This window comes from Streptosporangium sp. NPDC051022, from assembly GCF_040683035.1.
Classification (GTDB): Bacteria; Actinomycetota; Actinomycetes; order Streptosporangiales; family Streptosporangiaceae; genus Streptosporangium.
In genome coordinates this window covers 641,050-662,093 of the sequence record NZ_JBFBCF010000001.1, presented here as the reverse complement: position 1 = coordinate 662,093, position 21,044 = coordinate 641,050, and the positions used below count along the sequence as shown (strand labels likewise).

The 21,044-nt window shown below is 68.6% G+C and carries 22 protein-coding genes; 16 read left to right on the top strand and 6 right to left on the bottom strand.

Annotation, left to right across the window (positions count from 1 at the left end):
• Positions 1-22 precede the first annotated feature (22 nt).
• Entirely contained in the window at positions 23-826 is an 804-nt protein-coding gene (locus AB0N02_RS03150) for a hypothetical protein (protein WP_363941993.1), read from the bottom strand.
• Between the two features lie 218 nt (positions 827-1,044).
• Here AB0N02_RS03150 and AB0N02_RS03145 point away from each other — a divergent pair, with 218 nt between their 5' ends.
• Entirely contained in the window at positions 1,045-1,824 is a 780-nt protein-coding gene (locus AB0N02_RS03145; RefSeq protein ID WP_363941991.1) for a L,D-transpeptidase, read from the top strand.
• Between the two features lie 73 nt (positions 1,825-1,897).
• Here the strand turns inward: AB0N02_RS03145 and AB0N02_RS03140 are convergent, their stop codons facing one another.
• A complete protein-coding gene (locus tag AB0N02_RS03140) occupies positions 1,898-2,548 on the bottom strand; it encodes a response regulator transcription factor (protein ID WP_363941988.1) in 651 nt (216 codons plus the stop codon).
• 28 nt (positions 2,549-2,576) lie between these two features.
• A complete protein-coding gene (locus tag AB0N02_RS03135) occupies positions 2,577-3,686 on the bottom strand; it encodes a histidine kinase (protein WP_363941987.1) in 1,110 nt (369 codons plus the stop codon).
• A gap of 111 nt (positions 3,687-3,797) precedes the next feature.
• Here AB0N02_RS03135 and AB0N02_RS03130 point away from each other — a divergent pair, with 111 nt between their 5' ends.
• A complete protein-coding gene (locus AB0N02_RS03130) occupies positions 3,798-4,781 on the top strand; it encodes a DUF418 domain-containing protein (RefSeq protein ID WP_363941984.1) in 984 nt (327 codons plus the stop codon).
• 151 nt (positions 4,782-4,932) lie between these two features.
• On the opposite strand, the gene AB0N02_RS03125 is transcribed toward AB0N02_RS03130, so the two are convergent.
• Positions 4,933-6,150, bottom strand: coding sequence for a hypothetical protein (locus AB0N02_RS03125; RefSeq protein WP_363941982.1), 1,218 nt, complete (start codon positions 6,148-6,150; stop codon positions 4,933-4,935).
• A gap of 273 nt (positions 6,151-6,423) precedes the next feature.
• On the opposite strand from AB0N02_RS03125, the gene AB0N02_RS03120 reads away from it, so the two are divergent.
• Entirely contained in the window at positions 6,424-7,338 is a 915-nt protein-coding gene (locus AB0N02_RS03120; protein ID WP_363941980.1) for a hypothetical protein, read from the top strand.
• Positions 7,339-7,494: 156 nt separating this feature from the next.
• On the opposite strand, the gene AB0N02_RS03115 is transcribed toward AB0N02_RS03120, so the two are convergent.
• Positions 7,495-7,806 carry a hypothetical protein gene (locus AB0N02_RS03115; protein ID WP_363941978.1) on the bottom strand — a complete coding sequence of 104 codons (312 nt, stop codon included), beginning with the start codon at positions 7,804-7,806 and terminating at the stop codon, positions 7,495-7,497.
• Between the two features lie 187 nt (positions 7,807-7,993).
• On the opposite strand from AB0N02_RS03115, the gene AB0N02_RS03110 reads away from it, so the two are divergent.
• The 7 genes from AB0N02_RS03110 to AB0N02_RS03080 all read left to right on the top strand — a co-directional run bounded on the left by AB0N02_RS03110 (position 7,994) and on the right by AB0N02_RS03080 (position 13,586).
• Positions 7,994-9,232: a helix-turn-helix transcriptional regulator gene (locus tag AB0N02_RS03110; protein WP_363941975.1), complete on the top strand. Its 1,239-nt coding sequence runs from the start codon at positions 7,994-7,996 to the stop codon at positions 9,230-9,232.
• A gap of 127 nt (positions 9,233-9,359) precedes the next feature.
• Positions 9,360-9,578 (top strand): hypothetical protein, encoded by a 219-nt coding sequence (locus tag AB0N02_RS03105; protein ID WP_363941973.1) that lies wholly within the window; start codon positions 9,360-9,362, stop codon positions 9,576-9,578.
• Positions 9,578-9,895 carry a hypothetical protein gene (locus AB0N02_RS03100; RefSeq protein ID WP_363941970.1) on the top strand — a complete coding sequence of 106 codons (318 nt, stop codon included), beginning with the start codon at positions 9,578-9,580 and terminating at the stop codon, positions 9,893-9,895. The genes AB0N02_RS03105 and AB0N02_RS03100 overlap by 1 nt, the downstream gene beginning before the upstream one ends.
• A 192-nt stretch (positions 9,896-10,087) precedes the next feature.
• Complete coding sequence (gene tgmA, locus AB0N02_RS03095) at positions 10,088-10,549, top strand: putative ATP-grasp-modified RiPP (protein ID WP_363941967.1); 462 nt, start codon at positions 10,088-10,090, stop codon at positions 10,547-10,549.
• Positions 10,549-11,505: an ATP-grasp ribosomal peptide maturase gene (gene tgmB, locus AB0N02_RS03090; RefSeq protein ID WP_363941965.1), complete on the top strand. Its 957-nt coding sequence runs from the start codon at positions 10,549-10,551 to the stop codon at positions 11,503-11,505. Before tgmA ends, tgmB begins: the two co-directional genes overlap by 1 nt.
• Positions 11,502-12,680: an ATP-grasp peptide maturase system methyltransferase gene (gene tgmC / locus AB0N02_RS03085; RefSeq protein WP_363941963.1), complete on the top strand. Its 1,179-nt coding sequence runs from the start codon at positions 11,502-11,504 to the stop codon at positions 12,678-12,680. Before tgmB ends, tgmC begins: the two co-directional genes overlap by 4 nt.
• A gap of 171 nt (positions 12,681-12,851) precedes the next feature.
• Positions 12,852-13,586: a class I SAM-dependent methyltransferase gene (locus tag AB0N02_RS03080; protein WP_363941962.1), complete on the top strand. Its 735-nt coding sequence runs from the start codon at positions 12,852-12,854 to the stop codon at positions 13,584-13,586.
• A 60-nt stretch (positions 13,587-13,646) separates the two neighbouring features.
• Here the strand turns inward: AB0N02_RS03080 and AB0N02_RS03075 are convergent, their stop codons facing one another.
• Positions 13,647-14,555 (bottom strand): MerR family transcriptional regulator, encoded by a 909-nt coding sequence (locus tag AB0N02_RS03075; RefSeq protein WP_363941959.1) that lies wholly within the window; start codon positions 14,553-14,555, stop codon positions 13,647-13,649.
• Positions 14,556-14,805: 250 nt separating this feature from the next.
• Here AB0N02_RS03075 and AB0N02_RS03070 point away from each other — a divergent pair, with 250 nt between their 5' ends.
• From AB0N02_RS03070 to AB0N02_RS03045, 6 genes are all read left to right on the top strand, one after another.
• A complete protein-coding gene (locus AB0N02_RS03070) occupies positions 14,806-15,795 on the top strand; it encodes a DUF389 domain-containing protein (protein ID WP_363941956.1) in 990 nt (329 codons plus the stop codon).
• A gap of 262 nt (positions 15,796-16,057) precedes the next feature.
• Complete coding sequence (locus tag AB0N02_RS03065) at positions 16,058-17,041, top strand: helix-turn-helix domain-containing protein (protein WP_363941953.1); 984 nt, start codon at positions 16,058-16,060, stop codon at positions 17,039-17,041.
• A gap of 275 nt (positions 17,042-17,316) precedes the next feature.
• A complete protein-coding gene (locus AB0N02_RS03060) occupies positions 17,317-17,811 on the top strand; it encodes a ricin-type beta-trefoil lectin domain protein (protein WP_363941950.1) in 495 nt (164 codons plus the stop codon).
• A gap of 528 nt (positions 17,812-18,339) precedes the next feature.
• Positions 18,340-19,260, top strand: coding sequence for an ABC transporter ATP-binding protein (locus AB0N02_RS03055; RefSeq protein ID WP_363941948.1), 921 nt, complete (start codon positions 18,340-18,342; stop codon positions 19,258-19,260).
• Positions 19,253-20,131, top strand: coding sequence for an ABC transporter permease (locus tag AB0N02_RS03050; protein ID WP_363941946.1), 879 nt, complete (start codon positions 19,253-19,255; stop codon positions 20,129-20,131). Before AB0N02_RS03055 ends, AB0N02_RS03050 begins: the two co-directional genes overlap by 8 nt.
• The gene (locus AB0N02_RS03045; protein ID WP_363941944.1) at positions 20,128-21,042 is read left to right on the top strand and encodes an ABC transporter ATP-binding protein; all 915 of its coding nucleotides are present in this window, start codon (positions 20,128-20,130) and stop codon (positions 21,040-21,042) included. The genes AB0N02_RS03050 and AB0N02_RS03045 overlap by 4 nt, the downstream gene beginning before the upstream one ends.
• The last annotated feature ends 2 nt before the right edge of the window (positions 21,043-21,044 follow it).

Below are 21,044 nucleotides of genomic sequence, written 5' to 3'. Positions count from 1 at the left end.
CTCCGTTGTTCGGTGTCGCTTGTCAGCCGGTGACCGGGACGTTGGTCTTCACCGGCGTCGGGGTGGGGGCGGGCTTGGGCGTGGGCTCGCCCTGCGTCTGCGTGATGTTCTCGTCCCACTTGGTCCAGTCGTGGATCACCGACCCGTGATCATCCTTACCGGGGTGGGTGGGGGTCACCGTGGGGGTCGGCGTGGGGGTCGGCGTCGGCTTCGAAGTGGGCGTCCGCGTCGGCTTCGAGGTGGGCGTCCGCGTGGGAGTGGGGGTCACCGTCGGCGTCGAAGTCGGGGTCGAAGTCGGGGTGCTGCTCGGCGTCGGCGTGGGCGTCGAAGTCGGCGTGGGAGTGGGAGTGGAGGTCGGCGTCGAAGTCGGGGTGTTACTCGGCGTCGGCGTGGGCGTCGAAGTCGGGGTGCTGCTCGGGGTCGGGGTCGGGGTGGGCTCACACTCGACCCAGAACACCTTCTGCTTGGCCGCGCCGTGCTCCCCCGCGAAGGTCCAGAACAGCTTGTAGTGCCCGTTCGGCAGGGTCATGTCGACGGTACGGCCATGCCCGTTCCCATCGAGCACGAGGGCGCCGCTCTTCACCGTGGTCTTGTCGCCCGTGGGCGGCCAGGACTTGATCTCCCAGCTCACCTTCTCGACCGCGTCGAAGTTGAACCCGACCAGATAGAACACGCAGACCTTCGGCTCGTTGCGCTGGTCGTCCTCCGGCGTCGTCCACTTGTGGACCTTGACGTCACCGTTGTCGCCGGGCGCCTTCCTCTGGACCGCTCCAGCCGAGGCCGTATTGGAGATGGTGAGCACCGCGAGCGCTGCCACCGCGAGCATGAGCATCGCCGCTGCCCAGCGACGGATTGAAGGGAGTCTGGGGGGTGTCACGACCGCACCTCGAGGTGTATGAGAGAGCTTGAGCCTCACTAGGCTCATTTGTGTAAAAATGTCACATTCGCTGGCCAGAGGCCTTCAAACGTTCCAAACCGTTATCCAGCGGGGCCAGATGGTTACGCGTTCGTGTCGCATGTGTCATAGAACCTCAGGAGCCGATCGTGCCGCTTGACGCCCCCCGCCGACTCATCGGCACCGCGCTCGTCGCCATGAGCCTCGTCGCCTCGACCCCCGCCGGCGTCGCCGCGTCGCCCGTCACCCTCGCCGCCGGCGCCTCGGTCACGGCGACCGCGCTCCCCGAGGCCACCACGTTCACGGAGTTGAGCGGCCTCCCGCAGGACACCGACACGTACGGCAAGCTGAGCGGCGTAGTGGTCCACCCCGCACGCACGGTGGCCGTCTACGCCCTGCCCGGCGGCAAGCCCGCGGCCACCCTCCCGGCGAAGCAGCTCGGCAGCCAGACCTGGGTACCGGTAGTGGAGACGCGCAAGGGCTGGTACCGCGTGCTCCTGCCCAGCAAGCCCAACCACGTGACCGGCTGGATCAAGGCCAAGGGCCTGAAGAAGGCGCGCAGCCGCTACCGCGCCATCGTGAAGCTGGGCGCCAAGCAGCTGACCGTGATGAACGCGAGCAAGAAGCTCGGCACCTGGACGGTGGCCGTCGGCGGCCCTGAGACGCCCACCCCGACGGGCAGGACCTTCCTGCTGGCCCTGATGTCGCCGAAGGAGAAGACCTACAGCCCGTTGATCCTGCCGCTCGGCACGCACTCGCCGACGCTCGACACCTTCGGCGGCGGTCCCGGAACGGTCGCCTTCCACGGCTGGCCGGACCGGAAGGTGTTCGGCAAGGCGGTCACGCACGGCTGCGTCAGGGTGCCTGCTCGCGCTCTCAAGGTGCTGGCGGGAATGCCTCTGGGGACTCCGGTTCTGATCGCTCCCTGAGGATGAGGGCGGCGGCCGACGGGTCCTTGCCGCGCACCACGTTTCCGGTAGTCGCCTCTGACACCGGAGAACGTCATTCCGGGTCCATCATGTGGTTCTCCCAGGCCCAGGCCAAGATCCCTACCCGGTTGCGTACGCCGAGCTTGGCCTGGATCCCCGACACGTGCCCCTTGACCGTGCTCAGCGTGATGAACAGCTCGTCGGCGATCTCCTGGTTGGTGTGCCCCCTGGCGATCGCCTGGACGACCTCGATCTCCCGCGCGGTCAGGGAACGCGCGGAGGGTACACGGGTCGTGGCCCGGGTTCCGTGGGCGGCGAGGTGACGCAGCAGCCGCAGTGTGATCGACGGTGAGACGAGCGCGTCCCCCGCGTACGCGGCCCGCACCGCCTCGACCAGCAGGGACGGACCGGCGTCCTTCAGCACGAACCCCGCCGCGCCGCAGCGCAACGCGCCGTAGACGTACTCGTCCAGGTCGAACGTGGTGACCATGACCACCCTGGGCGGGGCCTCGGCCAGCGCGCGGGCCACCTCGATCCCGTCGAGGCGGGGCATCTGGATGTCCACGAGGCACACGTCCGGGCGTGTCCTGCGGGCCTGCTCAATCGCCTCGACACCGTCGCGCGCCTCGGCGACCACGGTGATGCCGGGCTGGTCCTCGAGGATGATCCGCAGACTGGCCCGGACCATCGCCTGGTCGTCGGCCAGCAGCACCCGGATGGTCATCGGCGCCTCCGTGAGAGCGCGGGCGGCGTCATCGGCGTTCGCCGGTGGGAACGGTGGCACGGACGGACCAGCCGGATCCGGGGCGGGGACCGGCGGTCAGGGTGCCGCCGAGGGCTTCGAGGCGCTCGCGCATCCCGGTGAGGCCGTACCCGGCGCGACGACGACGGCGGGCGGGCACCCGTGGGGCGTCGTCCGCGACCTCGACCGTGACGGCCCGCTCGTCCTGGGTGATGTCGACGGTGACCGCGCCGGCGTGCCGGGCGTGCCGGGCGACGTTGGTCAGCGACTCCCGTACGACCCGGTACACAGTGCCGCTCACCTCGGGCGGCCAGCCGGACGGCTCGGCCTCCAGCCGGAGGCGTATCCGCCCCACATGGCTCTCGAAGCCCTCGACCAGCTCATCGAGCCGTTCGTGACCGGCGGGGACGGGAGCGCCGTCACGCAGGAGACCGACCACGCGGCGGGTGGCGGCCAGGACCTCGGAGCCCGCAGCCTCGATGCCGGCGAGGGAGCCCGCCGTCCGCTCCGGGTGCTTACGGGTGACGAGCCGGGCGGCCTGGGCCTGGAGCACGATGCTGGTGATGTGGTGGGCGGCGACGTCGTGCAGTTCCCTGGCCAGCTCAAGCCGTTCGGCACGCCGTACCCGCCGGGCGACGGCGCGGTGGCGGGCGGCGAACAGCCGGGAGGTCAGCCCGATCGCCAGGGCGGCGAGCCAGGCCAGGCCGCCCAGCACCGGTACGGCCGAGCCGGGGTGGGCCAGCAGACCGCCCGCCACCACGGCCAGTCCCGCGACGGCGAGGCCGCAGGCCGTACGGGCGGGGAGTGTCCTGGCCGCGGAGCCGGCGAGCACCGCCAGACCAAGGGACGCGGCGGGGCCGGGTTCGGCGGGCAGCTGGACGAGCCGGGCGGTGAGAACGGCGAGCGCCGCCACGGTCAGGCCCGCGACGGTGGTCCAGAACGGGTCGCGGCGGCGGAGCAGGGCGAACGCGCACACCGACGCGCCGGCGAGCGCGCCGAACGGCCAATGACCCGCGCCCCAGCTGTCGGCGATCCGGTACGCCTGGAAGGCGACGGCCGCCGCGAACACGATGCCGAGCCCGACGTCGGCCGGCGCCTTGAGCCGATCGGGAGCCTGCACGGTGTCCCAGGCTAGGAGGGGTACCGCATGGCCGGTACCGGCCGAAAGTACTGTTCCGCCCCTGCTTTCCGCCGATGTGACGAGCGGGTCGCGCTCGCAGGATGGGGCCCCATGTCACACGAACTTCGTCAACGACGCCCGCGGATCGCGGCGCTGGACGTGATCCGCGGGTTCGCGCTGTGCGGGATCCTGCTGGCCAACGTCCAGCCGATCGCCAACGCGGGCAGGACGGTCGTCTTGGAAGGGCAGGCGAGTCCCGCGGACGCCTGGCCAGGCCTGTTCGTCGACCAGCGCTTCTATCCGATCTTCTCGCTGCTGTTCGGCGTCGGGTTCTCGCTGTTGCTGAACTCGGCCGGGGAGCGAACCGCCCGGCCTCGGCTCCTGCTGACGCGCAGGCTGCTGGCCCTGCTCGCGATGGGGCTGGCGCACCATCTGCTGCTCTGGGAGGGCGACATCCTGGCCGTCTACGCCCTCGTCGGGCTGGTGGTGCTGCTGCCCTCGACCTGGTTGCCCCGGTGGGCGGTGGCGGGGCTCGCGGTCGTGCTCCTCGCCGGGGCGCTTGCCCTGGCCGCCGGGCCGTTCTCGCTGGTGCCGGGGCTTTTCCTGCTGGGCTCCGCGCTGACCCGGTACGGGGTGACCGACCGGATCGAGCGCTCCACCCGGGTTCCCGCGACGCTCGGCCTCCTCCTCGCCGTACTCGCGGTACCCGTGGTGTGGCTGCAGGTCGGGGAGGTGCGGCTCACCCTCACTCTGACACTGGCGGGTCTGCTGATCGCGGGCGCGTACGTCTGCGGGATGCTCGTGCTGCTCAGGACGCCGCTGCGGCCCGTACTGGAGACCGTCTTCGCGCCGCTGGGGCGGATGGCGCTGACCAACTACCTGACCGCCACCGTGCTCGTCCTGGCCGCCGCCCGGCTGGTGGGCGGGGTCCCGCATGAGTGGTCCACGGCCACGGTCCTGACGATCGCGGGCATCATCCTCGCCGTCCAGTGGACGTGGTCCACGCTCTGGCTCAACCGCTACCGCCAGGGACCGATCGAGTGGCTGTGGCGATGGATCACCTGGGCCCGCCGCCCCACCTTGCGCGCCTCATGACCCGGGCCTCACGACCGGTGAACGTTTCCAGCCGGACCGGCCCCGTCAGGCGCCTCCGCCGGAGAGAGGAATGCACGGGCCCGTACGGCGACGCGGACGGGCGGAGTCGTCGCCCGGCCCGCCCGCGTCGTCGCCACCGGTGGGCCCGAGGTCAGTAGCCCTTGGTGATCTTGACGCCGCGGCCGGTGGCTCGCGGCGTTCCGACGTTGTCGACCAGGTTGCCGGTCGAGGCGATGGACATCGATTCGCCGTCCGCCTTGCTGTAAAGAAGGCCCGTCTCCTGCTTGGTGCCGCGGCCGAGCACGGTGTTGCCGGTGACCGAGGCGTGGCCGGTCCCGTAGTTCACGCCGTCGAGGGCGAGGTAGACGTACTTGCCGCCTGCGGGCAGCGCCGTGGTGAACGAGCGGTGCCGTTCCAGCGGCGCGGTGCCGAGCTGCCGCGACCTGCGCGCACCTGCCTTCTCCGCTGCCGGAGGGGCGAAGTTGTGGATCCGGTTGCCGGTTATCGTGCTGCTGGCCTCGCCCTGGAGGTCGCAGCGGATGCCGAAATAGGTCTGGCCCGCCGCCCCCTCGCCGCCGAAGTCCTCGATGTAGTTGTTCTGTATGGACGTGCCGAAGCACCGATGGGCGTCGATCGCGTGCTTGGGCACCCCGTACAGGTGAAGCTCGCTCATCACCCAGCCCGCGGCGTTGTCCGACTCGATGGCGCTCGTACCGCTGAAGGCGATCCAGGAGCGCTGCAGCGTCCAGTCGGTGATGGAGTTGCCCGGATCGACCACCTTGATGCCCGCACCACCGGACGCCTCGATGTAGATGTCGCTGATGACGCTGTTCACCATGGTGTTCTGCAGCAGGGTGCCGTTCTTGGACGGGTTGCTGAGGCGGATGCCGTCCGAGGGGGCGCCGAAGATGTCCACGTCGTAGATCCGGCTGTTCCACGACCGCAACATGAGCCCGACGGTCCCGGTGTTGTTGTCCCGGTTGCCGTCCAGGGTGAGGCGCTCGATGCGGACGGTGTCGGAGCTGTACGGCTTGTCGTCGACCCAGGTCTCGGAGGCGAGCATGGCGGGCAGGTTGGCACCGTCCGCCTGTTTGATCAGGGCGCCGGCCTTCGAGTCGCCTCGATAGGTACGGCGGTCGCGCAGGGTGATGGTCGCGTTGATCAGGCAGGGTCCCTTGAAGACGACCTCGTCCCCCTCCTTGGAGGAGTCGATCGCCGCCTGAATGACCCTCGCGTCGTCGGCGTTGTCGCCACAGGTGGCGTCCACGCGCGCGGCCGAGGCCGGGAGCACGGGCACCGTCACGGCCAGGCCGGTGGCGGCCAACGTGACGGCGACGACCACCAGTGGAGCGATGCGTGACTTACGCACGTTCAGACCTTTCCACGGTGTGGATGACCTACGCCTTGGACGCTAGTTCACGGATTTCCCGAAAGATCAGCCCGCGAAGATCCTTCTGGATTCCTGGAAGGGTGTGGAGCGTAGCGGTCCTGTCCATACATCCCCTGGCCGACAGGCCGCCCGATTGGAAAACTCCCGCGCCGCGTCCACGGACGCGGCGTGGCACCCCGTGACAAGCCCGAGATCTTGGTCTGCGAGCATCCCGGCAGTCCCCGGGTACGGCAGAAGCACAGGAGACCCCCGATGAGATGGCCGATCGCCGCGCTGGCCGTAGCCTTGACCGCGTCGGCCCTGGTCGCCGGGTTCGACGGCGGCGCGAACGCCCAGACCGCTCAGACCGCTCCGGCGGACCCGGTGAACGCGCTCAGGCGCCAGATGGCCGGACACGGCGGAGTGAGGTTCTCGAACGTCATCGTCAACACGGTCGAGGATCTGAGCAACATTCCTTCAGGGATGACCAGAGACAAGACGAAGGGGACCTTCCGCAGGAAGGGTGCCGCTGAGTTCGGCGGAGGGAAGGTCACGGCCAGCGATGTGACCAGCCGGGACAGCTACTCCGGGCCTGGCGAATTCCTGCGCTTCATCTCTTTCCCCGGCCGCAGCTACATGTCGGGGTGGCTGGTGCCGCCTCTGCCCGCCGGGAAGGAATGGGTCCTCTTCGAGGACGAAGAGAGCAAACCCGAGGTGGACACGGGACGGATCAGACTGACCGATCCCGCCACGCTGCGGGCCGTGCTCGCCACCACCTCGGTGAGGCGTCCCGGGGGCGTCTACGACGGCACCCGCACCACGCTGTACGAGGGAAAGATCACCTTCGCTGAGCTGCGCGGGGCCTATCCCGGATTCCGCCTCGTCTTCGGCGAGAAACCCACCGCGAAAGACCTGGAGATCGTGGTTTCGTGGCGGCTCTGGATCGGCGAGGACCATCTTGTCCGCAGGGCATGGAGTTCGTGGACCGAGCCGTTCGTCAAGCAGATCGACTACTACATCTCCACCGTCACCGACGTCCGCCTGACCGGCTGGGGCACCGCCGGTGTCGTTCCCCCTCCGGCTGACCAGGTGGTGAAGGCCGGTGGCCCCGCACCGGACTTCACCGTCCACGGCTTCCGGCCAGAGGACAGGGATTCCCTGCTCAAGGAGCACTCCGCTTCCCGCTGACCGTCCGGCTGCGCCGTACGACCGGACGGCTTCGTCTCCGGCGAAGGGTCCGCCGACTCCTCGGTATCTTCTCCGGGTACTCCGACAGGGCCGACAGAGTGAAGCGCCTTCCCCGGGGGAATGGGAAAGGCGCTTCCGGCATGCCGAATCAGGTGACTACGCCTCCCGCTCGATGCGTTCGAAGATGTCGGCGTCCGTCTGCCGCTGCCACTCCGGCAGCTCGTCCCAGTCGGCGACATAGCTCGGCTTCGGGTCCGGAAAGTGCCGGTATATCTGCGCGATCCAGCACAGCGCCACGAACCGGCCCTTCTGCTCGCGGCTGAGCTTTGCCGTACCGCCGCCGCTCACCGCGACGAAGTCACGCACCTGCCCGTACACGGCGGCAGCGGCCTGCCGCTCCCAGTCGGGCGTGTCCTCCCAGGGGGTGACATAACCGGGTTTCGGCTCCCCCGGATAGTGCTTTCTCACCCCTGCGATCCACGCCTCCCGAAAACCCCGCCCCACCTCATTCGACATTGCCAAAATCCCCTTTTCATCGGAAACCACAAATAACGCCGTAGTACAGGAGTTCCGGCCGTTCGTCATCGACTCCCTGCACAAGATAGGCCCTCCGCCATAACCTGAAATCACAACATCGCCAAGAAAGGCGGGGCCCGTGAGCGAGAACGTCAACGAGTCCACCGAGCCGACGCCGACGGTCGGGCAGCGTGTCAGACATTTACGCGAGCGCCGGGGCATGACGCGCGAGGTGCTCGCCGGACTCGTCGGCAAGTCCACGTCGTGGCTCAAAGCCGTCGAGAGCGGTCGCCTCCAGCAGAGTCCACGCCTGCCGATCCTGCTGCAACTCGCCGAGGCGCTCCAGGTGCGCGACCTGTCCGAGCTGACCGGCGACCAGTCCATGCCCGTGCGCATGTTCACCGGTCCAGGCCATCCGGCGCTCACCGCCGTACGGCAGGCCGTCAACGCCACGCTCCTCCAGCCGACCGGCACCGTGCAACCGCTCGGTCACCTGCGCGGACGGCTGGACGCGGCCTGGCGCGCACGTCATTCCTCCCCCGACCACCGCACCATGCTTGGCCGACTTCTGCCGGACCTGATCCAGGACGTCCGGTTGGCGGCGGCGATGTACCGGGGTGACGCCCGGCGACGCGCGAACGCCCTGCTCGCCGAGACGTACGGCCTGACACAGATGTTCCTGGCCTACCAACCGGCGGCCGACCTGGTGTGGAGGGTCGCCGACCGGGCGCTGACGGCGGCCCGGGAGTCGGAGGACCCCCTCGCGCTGTCCTGCGCCGTGTGGTTCCTCGTCCAGGCGCATCGCGAGACCGGCGACTTCGAGGCCGCTCGCGCGATCAACGAGCAGGTGATGCCCCTGATCGCCACCCGCGCCGACGACGCGGGCGCGGATCTGCGGGCCATGTGGGGAGCGCTGAACTTCGAGCTGGCGTTCACCGCCGCCCGTACCGGCGACATCGGAGAGGCGTGGCATCGCTGGGAGGAAGCGGGCCGGATCGCCGATCGTCTCCCTGACGGCTACTACCAGCCGTGGACATCGTTCTCGAAGGTCATCATGGCGGCCCACGCCGTGACGGTCGCCGTCGAGTTGCGCCAGGGGGGCGAGTCGGCGCGGCAGGCCGACCGAGCGGTGTCCACGCCGATCCCGTCCCTGCCCCGCCGGGGCCGCCACCTGATCGAGGTGGCCCGCGCCCACCACATCCGACGGGACCACACCGCCGTGCTCGGCACGCTGGAGCTCGCCGAGCGAACGGCGTCCGAGACGATCAGGTACAACGGGCACGCCCGCAGAATGACGCTGGAACTCGTCGAATCGGGTCCGGCGTCATTGCGCACCCGGGCGCGCGATCTCGCGGACAAGATAGCGCTGCTGGTCTGACCGACACAGGAGACACAGAACGTATCCGTTCGGCGACTTACGGCGACATAGGTTCAGGACCTGAAACCGGGCCCACCGCACCGAACATCGGCGGCGGACCCCTGAGCAGGAAACGAGGTCCTGACCCGTGGAACAGCGTAGATCCGCCGCACCGGCCTCGGCGATTCCCGGCTGGCGGGTGATTCGCAGCGACGCCGGGCGTTACTGGGCCAGTCGCGAGCGCCCCTTCCCCAACGACACCGCCTGGGGAGATCCGCCCTTCAGAACCGTGGACGCCGACACCTTCGACGACCTCCGGGCCGAGGTAGACCGGCAGGAGACGGCTGCCGGAGAGGAGACGCCGTGATGCGGCGGCGTTCCGCCCGGCCCCGGGGACGGCACCGTGGCGACCGGCCCCGCGTCGCCGTCCCCCGCCATCCGTGGGACGCCCAGGCCCGCGCCAAGGCCGAGCGACTGGACCTCGCCTGGTCAAGGTGGACCGTCCTGTACGGCACCGGCACCCGCCGCTTCCACGCCATCGCCGCCTGGCCCGTCCCCGAACCGCTGATCGTCTCCGACCGCACCCCGGAGGGCCTGGAAGCCCAGATGCGAGAGGCGGAGACGGCCATGATCACCCAGCGCGAGACGTTCGTGCCTGCCCAGGGCGATCCCCGCCTCCCCTGAGGGCGGCCTCCCCATGAACGGGCGCGGCGGCCGTACTTCCCCACAGGCGCCGCCGCGCCGCCGTACCCGCACGGGCCCGGACACAGGAGGGGTGCACGGACCCGTGCGGCGACGCGGGCGGGCGGAGTCGTTACCCGACCCGCCCGCGTCACCCCAAATACACCCGATTGACCAAATAGTCCATCATTCACAATGACACAGCACACCCCAAAAACCGGACAAACATTAAACAGAGGAAGTCGTGCCCACACCGAAAATCTGCGACTTTCGATTTTCCCTCTTGGGGCACACGATGAAAGTCGCGGCGACTCCTCAACAAAGACCCACAAGAACCATTACCGCGTTGATCAACAAGAAACTCGTCCCGCACGACGAAAGGAATCGATCATGAGCGGTCCTATAAGTCCGATGCGTCCATGGGGCCTCTCCCGTATGACCCCGATCGAGGAACTAGTCGAGATCGGCTACACCATCCGGGAACTGGACCCCGAAACCCAGATCACCCGCTACTTCGACCAGGCCGGGCAACCCGTCAAAATGGGTAAGCACGGTACCAACAGGGCGGTGTCCTCTTCCAAGGCGACCGGCAGCGGCGACGGCTCAGAGCCGACACCGCCCGACGACGTCACCGTCACCGAGTACGTGCCCGACTGATGACCGACCGGCCCGTACTGGTCCTGACCCGCCTGGACGACCCGACCTCGGACGCCGTCATCGCCGAACTGGGACGCCGGGGCATCAGGGTGATGCGCCTGGATCCGGGCGATTTCCTGACCGGCGGAATCGAGTTGGCCGCTCACTACGGTCCAGGCGAACTGTCGGGCACCCTGTCGACCGGATCACGCACCCTCGATCTGGACCGAGTCCGATCTGTGTACTACCGACGCCCCTCCGGCCACGCTCCGCCCCCTGGCCTGGACGAGCAGGACGGCCGTTTCGCACTGGCCCAGGCGCAGTACGGCTTGGGCACCGTACTCGCCTCACTGCCCGGCTGCCGATATGTGAACCATCCGTGGCGGATCATGCGCCACGATCACAAGCCCGCACAGCTGGCCGCCGCCGCACGGCTTGGCTTTCAGGTTCCACCGACAATCGTGACCAACAGCCTCGTCGAAGCACGCGCATTCGCCGCCGACCACGGTCCCGTGGTCTACAAACCATTGCGGATCACCCCTTTTCACCACCAAGACGGCAATGCGATGACCCTGTGGGTTCAGCTCGTGCATCCCGACGAATTGGACGAACGAATCACAGTCACCGCGCACATGTTCCAGAGCGCCACCGTGGAAAAAGTAGCCGACGTACGTGTCACGGTGATCGGTACCACGTGCTTCGCCGTCCGCATTGACTCCCCAAATCTCGACTTCCGCCGAAACTATGCCCAGGTAACCTATTCGGTCTTCGAACTTCCCGACCGGATCGCCGATGCCTGCCGCGCCTATCTGGCAGAGTTCGGGTTGTTGTTCGGCGCCTTCGACTTCGGTCTTAAAGGCGATGGATCGCTCGATTTCTATGAGTGCAACAGCGCCGGCCAGTGGCTCTGGCTGGAGGAGGAGACGGGCCTGCCGATGACGGCGGCCCTGGCGGACCTGCTGGAGACGGCCACGTGAACACCGACATGGACGCCGCTGCGGCTGCTCTGCGCCGTCGCCTGGCCGACCGCCTGTGGGAGGACGGGAGCCTGCGCAGCACGCCGTGGCGGCACGCCCTGGAACAGGTTCCTCGGGAGCCCTTCCTGGGGGGCCGCGTCTACCGGCGCAGAGACGATCCCGGCGGGACCCTGTGGGAGCCGATCACACCTGCCGGAGACGGACGGCGATGGCTGGAGCTGGCGTACGAGGACACGACCTGGGTGACCCAGCTCGACGGCCGCTACCACGACGACGTCGAGCCGGTGCAGGGGGCTCCGACCTCCTCCTCCACCCTGCCCGGCCTGGTCGTGAGGATGCTGGAAGATCTGGAGGTCGAAGACTGCGACCGGGTGCTGGAGGTCGGCACCGGAACCGGCTACTCCACCGCCCTGCTGTGCCAGCGCCTCGGCTCGGACCTGGTCACCTCCGTCGAGGTCGACCCAACCGTCGCAGCACGGGCCGCCGAGGCGCTTACCTCGGTCGGATACGCTCCCGTCCTGGTCATCGGTGACGGACTGAACGGCTGTCCGGCACGTGCCCCCTATGACCGGATCATCGCGACCTGCTCGGTTCGCGCAGTTCCGGCCGCCTGGCTCGCCCAGACCAGAGCGGGCGGCCGGATTCTGGTCACCCTGTCTGGCTGGCTGTACGGGTCCGGCATGGTCACCTTGGAGGTCGGCGGAGAGGGCGACGCCCACGGCCGGTTCCTGCCCGGAGCCGTTTCCTTCATGCCCGCTCGCGCCCACGCCGCCCCGTCACTCGGCGGTCTGCCCGCCCGCGACGGTGAACGACAACCGGCACGGTACGGTCCCGACATCCTCAACGACTGGATGGGCGCGTTCCTGGCCCAGCTCGCCGCCCCCACCGCCAGCCGTCACATGCGGGTCACCGACGGCAACGAGCCATCCGCTGAGCTGCTGTTCGATCATGCCACGGGCTCCTACGCCTGGCTGAGTGCGGCAGGCGACAACTGGACCGTCATCCAGAACGGCCCCGTACGGCTCTGGGACCTGATCGAGCGGACCCTCCTTGCCTGGCACGACGCCGGTGAACCCGCCCAGCACGAGTTCACCGTCTCCGTGAGCCCTGGTGTGCAGACTGTACGGGTGTCCACGCCCGGTACCCCCATGACATGGACACTGCGACGGGACTGAAGTCACTGCGCCAACCACCAACGTCTCCCTATCCTTTCCGCCATTTCTCCACGCTTCGGAAGCACCTTCCTTCTCGCCTTGAAGGCTCGAAAAGATCCGGATGGGCAGGGCGGGGCCGTACGGGGGAAATTCGGTGGCGGGGACCGGGGGTGGGTTGGTTGGGTGGGCGGCATGAGCGGATTCGGTGATCCGGCGTTCTTCGGCGAGTGTTACGCGCACGAATACGACGAGCGACATCCTCTGGATCCGGCACCCGCCGTCGAGTTCCTGGCCGGGCTCGTCCCGGACGGCGGGCGGGTGCTGGAGCTGGCCATCGGCACCGGCCGGGTCGCGGTGCCGCTCGCCCGGCGCGGGGTCGCGGTGGAGGGGATCGAGGGGTCGGCCGCGATGGTCGGGCGGATGCGCGCGAAGCCCGGCGGCGAGGCGATTCCCGCCGTCGTCGGCGACATGGCCGACGTCGAGGTGACGGGCCCGTTCCGGCTGGCCTACCTGGTGTACAACACGCTGTTCAACCTGACGAGCCAGGAACGCCAGATCGACTGCTTCCGCAACGTCGCGAAGATCCTCGAACCGGGCGGGCTGTTCGTCATCGAGTGCTTCATCCAGGATCTGACCGAGTTCGACCGCCACCAGTTGGTCGCGACCCGCGCCCTGGCCGAGAACTCGGTGGACATGGAGTTCCAGCTGCACGATCCGGTCGGGCAGACCGTCACCTACCAGCGGGTCACGTTCGACGCGCGGGGTACGACGTTGCGGCCGCTGCTGCTGCGGTACTGCTGGCCGAGCGAGCTGGACCTGATGGCGCGGCTGGCCGGGATGCGGCTGCGGGAGCGCTACGACGACTGGGACCGTACCCCGTTCACCGCGGCGAGCCGCCGGCACGTATCCGTGTACGAGCGCCTCTGATCTCATGGACGAGTGCGTCCGGCCTTGAGGTGGAGGGTGCGAAAGAGGCGCGGGACGTGATCAGCGGTGTGCGCGCAGTGCGGTGAGCAGCCATTCGAAGGCCGGGACCGCCGGCGGAGCCGGCTTCTGGTCCTTGAGGATGCTCAAGAGCTGCCAGTACCGCTCCACCCGGGGCTCCGCGACCGTCTCCAGCCAGGTGATCAGGGAGGCGGTCTCCTCCGCGGGAAGGCCGGAGGGAATGATCCGGTCCAGAATCACGCTCGCCTCCGCCGACTCCGGCGCGATCGCGCGCGCCAGTGCGCCGCCCGCGTGCTCCAGGACCAGGGGCCGGAGATCAAGGCCGTATTCGAGGCGGTTGTCCTTCTCGCCGCTCAGGACCATCCGCCGGACCGTCTGCTGGAAACTCTCGTCGGCGACCAGCTCGGCCAGTTCCACCCACGCGTCGACCTGTTCGGAGGTCGGGTCTTCCGGGAGATCGGACGGGATGTCGCGCATCCATTCCGCGACGAGCGCGGCGTCCTCGTCGACGACGTCGGCGAACGCGCGACCGATGAAATCGTCGATGATCTGCTGACGTTCCCGCGCCGACAGTCGGGCCAGTGCGTTCATCAATGTGATCTCCTTGGCGGTGCTGCCACGTTTGACGAGGAGGAGCAGGACGGACCGGCGTATCTTCAAGGTGCGGATCTCGGCGTCGAGCGCTTTGACGTGTGTTTCCGCCACCTCGCTCAGCGTGGCCCGCCTCTCCAGGATCCGCTGGACGGCGTCGAGACCGAGCCCGAGATCGCGAAGGGTCCGGACGAGGTTCAGCCGTGCGATCGCCTCCGCGTCGTAGAGCCGATATCCCCCGTTCGACCTCAGAGCCGGCGGGACGACGCCGATGTCGGACCAGAAGCGGATCGTGCGCGTCTGGAGTCCCGTGCGCCGGGCCAGTTGCCCGATCGTGTAAAGGTCCGTCGCGTCGTTCATGATTCGACCCTGCACCTTCCACCTACTGCGACCTCAAGCGATCCGTCCCGAAATTCTCGGCGCGGAGCGGCCGGACGCCCGGCGCCGCGTGCCGGGGGCGGTGTGGGTGAGCACGAACTGCGGCCCGCTCCATCCCCCGCCGAACGGCCCGCCCTCCCTGGCCTGCCTCCGTCGAGGTCGATGTGACCGCCCCCTGTCGAGGGGCGGACCACGCTGAGAAGGTACGCGGCCACCGCACTAGGGTTGGCCCGTGCTGCATCTACGCGTGATCAGCCCGCCGGGACGCACCGAAGACGTGCTGCGGTTGCTCGACGAGGCCGTCGGGGTGACCAATCTCGTCGTACTGCCCGGCGTGGCCCGCTCTCCCCAGGGCGACCTGATCCAGTTCGACGTCGCGCGGGAGGCCGCCAACGAGGTGATCGAGCACCTCCAGCACCTCGGGCTGCGCACGGAGGGCTCCATCGCCGCCGAGCAGGTCGACCTGTCCGTCTCGGACGCGGCCGACCGCGCCGAGCAGGAGGCACCGGGCGAGGGCGAGGACGCCGTGATCTGGGCGGAGTTCGCCAGACGCGTCGCCGCCGACTGCCGGTTGACCTGGGCGTTCCTGACGTTCCTGGCGATCGCCACGCAGATCGCGGCGATCGGTGTGATCGTCGACTCGCCGATCCTCATCGTCGGCGCGATGGTGCTCGGACCGGAGTTCGGCGCCGTGGCGGCCATCTGCTTCGGCCTGCTGCGCCGCAACGGGCGGCTGATCGGCCAGGCCCTGCGCGCCCTGGCCGTCGGCTTCTCCCTCGCCATCGCGATCACCTTCGCCTGCGCGCTGGTCTCCAGGGGACTCGGCTGGGTCACCCCGGCCAGCCTGTCGGGGCACGAGGAGATCGAGTTCATCGTCAAGCCCGACAGGTGGTCGTTCATCGTGGCGCTGCTCGCGGGCGCGGCCGGGGTGCTGTCGGTCACCGCGGGCAAGTCGTCGGCCCTGGTGGGCGTCTTCATCTCGGTCACCACCGTTCCCGCCGCCGGATACTTCGCGGTCGCCGCGTCCCTGGCCCGCTGGGGCGACATGGCGGCCTCGGTCGCCCAGCTCGCGGTGAACATCGCGGGCATGATCATCGCCGGAACTCTGACGCTCTTCCTCCAGCGGGCCTACTGGTCGAGATTCGGCGTACGGCTCCCGCTGCCACCCCGCGGGAACGGCCGCCTCGGATCTCGCGGGCACCGGAACGACCGCCTCACCTGAACGACCGCCCCGGCCTTTCCTCCGGCCCCTTTCCTCGGGACCGACCGGACTTTCCAGTGCCATTGGAACGCACGCCGGGCCGCGGTGGGCTCGTTTTCGCCACCCGACTCTCCGAACAATCCACCATCTATCCGTGTCTAAGCAGTGACGGAAAACCCGCACCCCCTAAGACGCGAAAGGATTGTTTCGTGGGCATTAGCGAATACGGGAGACCGATAACATCTTTTCCAGCAGGTACGGAACGCGTCGCGGGAAACCGGCGATGATCGAGGCCGTTTTCCGCGGCGAGGAGCCGCTCACACCCGACCGGTTCGCCTGGCGCCAGGAGACGGCGCCCCCGCCCCTGACACCCACCCTGCTGTGCAGTGATGACGAGAGCGACTTCCGCACCACCCTGCGCATGCTCGACCTCGGCCCGACGCAGGTGTACTCGATGAGATCCCCGTCCCTGCGGTCGCGCCATATTTCCACACTGCTCCAGTATTTCACCCCCGAGACGTACTGCCTGTCGCTTTCCCTGCGCGGCGCCAAACAGATCACCCAGTTCGGCAGGCAAACCACCGCGGGCCCTCGGGAAATGGTTTTCTACGATAGTTCGCACCCCTTTCAGGGCCAGATCACCGCCGACGGCACCGGCAGCTTCGACGGCATCGTCCTGCAGATCCCCAAGGCCGCACTGCCGCTGCCGGACGGCAAACTCGCCTCTCTCACCTCCACCCGCCTGCCCGCCCACGACGGCGTCGGCGCCCTGTTCCGCCGTCACCTGGAGGAACTGCTGCGGCACGCCTCCAGCTATACCGCCGCCGACGCCACCCGCCTGTCGGCCATCACCGTGGATCTGTTCACCGCCGTGTGCGCCCACCACCTCGACGCCGCCGCCCTGCCACCCGAGACCCACCAGCAGGTGCTGCAAAGGCGCATCCACGCCTTCATCCAGCACAACCTCGGCGATCCGGCGCTGGGCCCCGAGACCATCGCCGCCGCCCACCAGATCTCCGCCCGGCGCCTGTACCAGCTCTTCCAGGACCAGGGCCTGACCGTGGCCTCCTGGATCCGCCGGCACCGTCTGGAACGCTGCCGCCACGACCTGGCCGACCCCGCCCTGCGCCCCCACCCGATCCACGTCATCGCCGCCCGCTGGGGCTTCGCCAGCAACGCCCACTTCAGCCGCACCTTCCGCGCCGCCTACGGCATCTCCCCGGCCGACTACCGCGCGACGTGCGAGCGGGCCCCGGTGAAGTCATGACCGACCGACCGCACAGCGGGCACGCGAACGACAGGTCCCGCCCCCGAAGGCGCCCACGTTCCACACCTGCCAAGAGGCGGCGCAGAAACCATCAACAATCATTGCGGAAACCGTCAATGACATCCCAGCCATAAACCAACACACTGGTTTCAAGTTCGGTGCGGGAAAACAGAGGTCCGTAAGGAAAAACGGATTCACAGATCTGCCCCGCCGAGCCGATCGGTATCAGGCGTACTGGTCTCGCGAAACGAACTCGACACCACAGAGGAGAAACCGTGCTCAACACGGAAAACGCGCCCCGTCAAGGCGGGATGAAGCAGAAGGCCCGCCGCGTGTTAATCGCGGGCGCGCTGGCCACGTCCGCGCTCCTCATGGCCACGCCGGCCCACGCGGACGACACGGTGATCCTGCGCAACTGGGAGACCGGGCTGTGCCTCGACAGCAATCACGCCGGAGAGGTCTACGCCATCGGCTGCAACGGGGGACAGTACCAGGTCTGGAACTTCAAAAACGACTTCTGGGCCACGACCGACATCATCAAGGACGCCGCCACGGGGCGCTGCCTCGACAGCAACGGAGCTGGAAAGGTTTACACCCTACCGTGCAACGGGGGGCCCTATCAGTCCTGGTACACCTCACAGAATCCCGGGCACGTCTGGAGACTCAAGAACAAGGCGACAGGCCTGATGCTGGACAGCAACCGGGCCGGCGCCGTTTACACCCTTGCGGCGAACGGGGGAGGTAATCAGAACTGGAGCCCGAAGTACTAGTCACGCCCCTTCGTGACGCCGGGCGCGAATCCGCGGGTCGAAGGCCGGAGGCCATCCGGTTCTCCGAAATCGTGCACGATATCGCCATGACCCGCCGATAAGCGAAAACCGCGGAGTTCGCTGTATTCCTCATACCCGGGCCTTCTCCATGGATCTGCGCCGGTTCGGCATCTGCCACCGAACCGGGATTCTTGAAACCTGCCGTCTTCCGAATTCGGTGAAGACGGGAAGGTCCGGGTTGATGCTCACTGTCGTACGGGATGGGCCTCTGAAGTGCTCTCCGAAAATCGGGCGAGCCGGCCCATCCCGGCCGAACCGTCCAACCGGCCGGGATGACCCGCCGGTTGTTCGGCGCGCTCCCGGCAGGACAGGTTCGCGCCACCGCTCGCCGTACCGGCGCCACCCGAAAACCACGAACCAGAGCACAGAGGCGGCGGGGCGTCCCCCGGGTAGACCGGACTTTCGGACGATGCACGCCTCCTTCGCGTGGTGGAGGAATTCCCACCACCCGGTAGGTAGGGTCCGAGCATGACTATCCTCGCCACCGAGGGACTAACCAGACGCTTTCCTCGGGTAACGGCACTCGACCAGCTCACCGTGACCGTCGGTCCAGGCGTCACCGGCCTGGTCGGCGCCAACGGCGCGGGCAAGTCCACTCTCATCAAGATCCTGCTGGGCCTGCTCGCCCCTTCGGCCGGAAGCGCCCAGGTGCTCGGCATGGACGTGACGACCCAGGGCGCCGAGATCCGCCGCACCGTGGGATACATGCCCGAGCACGACTGCCTGCCCCCCGACGTGTCCGCCACCGAGTTCACCGTGCACATGGGACAGATGTCCGGTCTGCCCCGCACCGCCGCCAGGGAGCGCGCCGCCGACGTACTGCGTCACGTGGGCCTCTACGAGGAGCGCTACCGCGTGATGGGCGGCTACTCCACCGGCATGAAACAGCGGGTCAAACTCGCCCAGGCCCTGGTGCACGACCCGCGCCTGGTCTTCCTCGACGAGCCGACCAACGGCCTGGACCCCCAGGGCCGCGACGAGATGCTGGCGCTGATCCGCAGGATCGGCACCGAGTTCGGCATCAGCGTGCTGGTCACCTCCCACCTGCTGGGAGAGCTGGAGCGGATCTGCGACCACGTCATCGTGATCGACGGCGGCAAGCTGCTGCGTTCCTCGTCGATCGCCGACTTCACCCAGACCACCCAGACCGTCACCGTCGAGGTGGAGGAGGGCCAGGAGACGCTGGCCGCCCGCCTGACCGAGCTGGGCGAGAACGTCACCCACCACGGCCGGATGCTCCTGGTCAACGTCCGCGGCCCGGAGACCTTCGACACGCTCCGCGACGCCGTCTGCGACCTCGACCTCTGCCTGGTCCGCATGGAGCAGGGGCGCCAGCGCATCGAGGACGTCTTCAGAGTGCCCGCCGACAGGGAGCCCGCCGATGTCTGAGCCCACAGGTGTCATCCACGACATCGGATACCGCCACTACGACGGGGCCCGGCTCGGCCGCGGCCACGCCGTCGCCGCGCTGGTCGTGCACAGCCTTCGCGGGGTGTTCGGCCTCGGCCGCACCGCCAGGGCGAAGATCGCCCCGTTCCTGCTCGTGGGCGTCATGATGCTGCCCGCGGTCGTCTCCATCGCGGTCATGGCCCTGCTCAAGCAGGAGGTGATGACCTACACCCAGTACGGCGTCACCATGCAGGCCGTGCTGGCGATCTTCCTGGCCGCGCAGTCGCCGTACACCGTGGCGCCCGACCTGCGTTTCCGGGTGCTGCCGCTCTACCTGTCGCGCCCGGTGTCGCTGTGGGACTACGTCGGCGCGAAGCTCGCGGCGATGGTCGTGGCGATGTTCCTGCTGCTGGCCGTACCGCTCACCGTGCTCTACATCGGCGAGGTGGTCGTCGACCTGCCGGGCCCGGCCCACACCGGCGACTACCTGACCGCCATGGCCGGGGCGGTCGTCTACGCTCTGCTGCTGGCCTCCATCGGCGTCGCGATCGCCTCCTTCACCCCGAGGCGCGGCCTCGGAGTGGCCTCGGTCATCGCGTTCTACCTGCTCACCTCGGCCGTCTCGACCGTCGTCGCGGCGACGATGGAGTCGGTGAACAACGAGACCGCCGCGGCGTGGGCCCTGATGATCAACCCCTTCTTCCTGGTCGAAGCCGCGGTGCAGGTCGGGCTCTTCGGCGCCGTCCCCTCCGCGCCCGTCGTCTACCCCGGCGGGATGGGCGTCGTGGTGGCGAACCTGATCGTGGTCGCGCTGATCGCCCTGTCCGTGACCGCCCTGATCCTGCGCTACCGGAAGGCGGCCGCACGATGAACATCGAACTGGCGCAGGTCTCGCGCTGGTACGGCAACGTGGTGGCCGTCAACGACGTCACCATGACCATCGGCCCCGGCGTCACCGGCCTGCTCGGGCCGAACGGCGCCGGCAAGTCCACGCTGCTGCACATGATGGCCGGTTTCCTGGCCCCCTCGGGCGGCACGGTCACCCTCGACGGCGTGAAGATCTGGCGCAACCACGAGATCTACCGCTCGATCGGCCTGGTCCCCGAGCGGGAGGCCGCCTACGGCTTCCTCACCGGCTGGCAGTTCGTGCTGTCCAGCGCCAGGCTCCACCACCTGCCCGACCCCGAGGACTCGGCGCGCAAGGCGATCGCCACGGTCGAGATGGAGGCCGCCGGGGAGCGCAGGATCGAGACCTACTCCAAGGGCATGCGTCAGCGGATCAAGGTCGCCGCGGCGCTCGTCCACGACCCGCAGGTGCTCCTGCTCGACGAGCCGTTCAACGGCATGGACCCGCGCCAGCGCATGCACCTGATGGACCTGGTCCGCACCATGGGCGCCTCGGGCAAGACCATCCTGTTCAGCTCGCACATCCTGGAGGAGGTCGAGCGGGTCGCCCAGCACATCGAGGTCCTGGTCGCGGGGCGCCACGCCGCCTCGGGTGACTTCCGCGAGATCCGCCGCAGGATGACCGACCGGCCCCACGTGTTCCGGGTCCGCTCCAGCGACGACCGGCGCCTGGCGTCGGCACTGATCGCCGACGGCTCCTCCAGTTCGGTCTCGCTCACGGAGACGGGCCTTGAGGTGCAGGCCGTCGACTTCCGGCGGTTCACCTGGCTGCTGCCCAGGGTCGCCAGGGACGCGGACGTGCGGGTCTGGCAGATCTCCCCGGCCGACGAAGACCTGGAGAGCGTCTTCTCCTACCTGATCAACAGGAGCAGCTGACC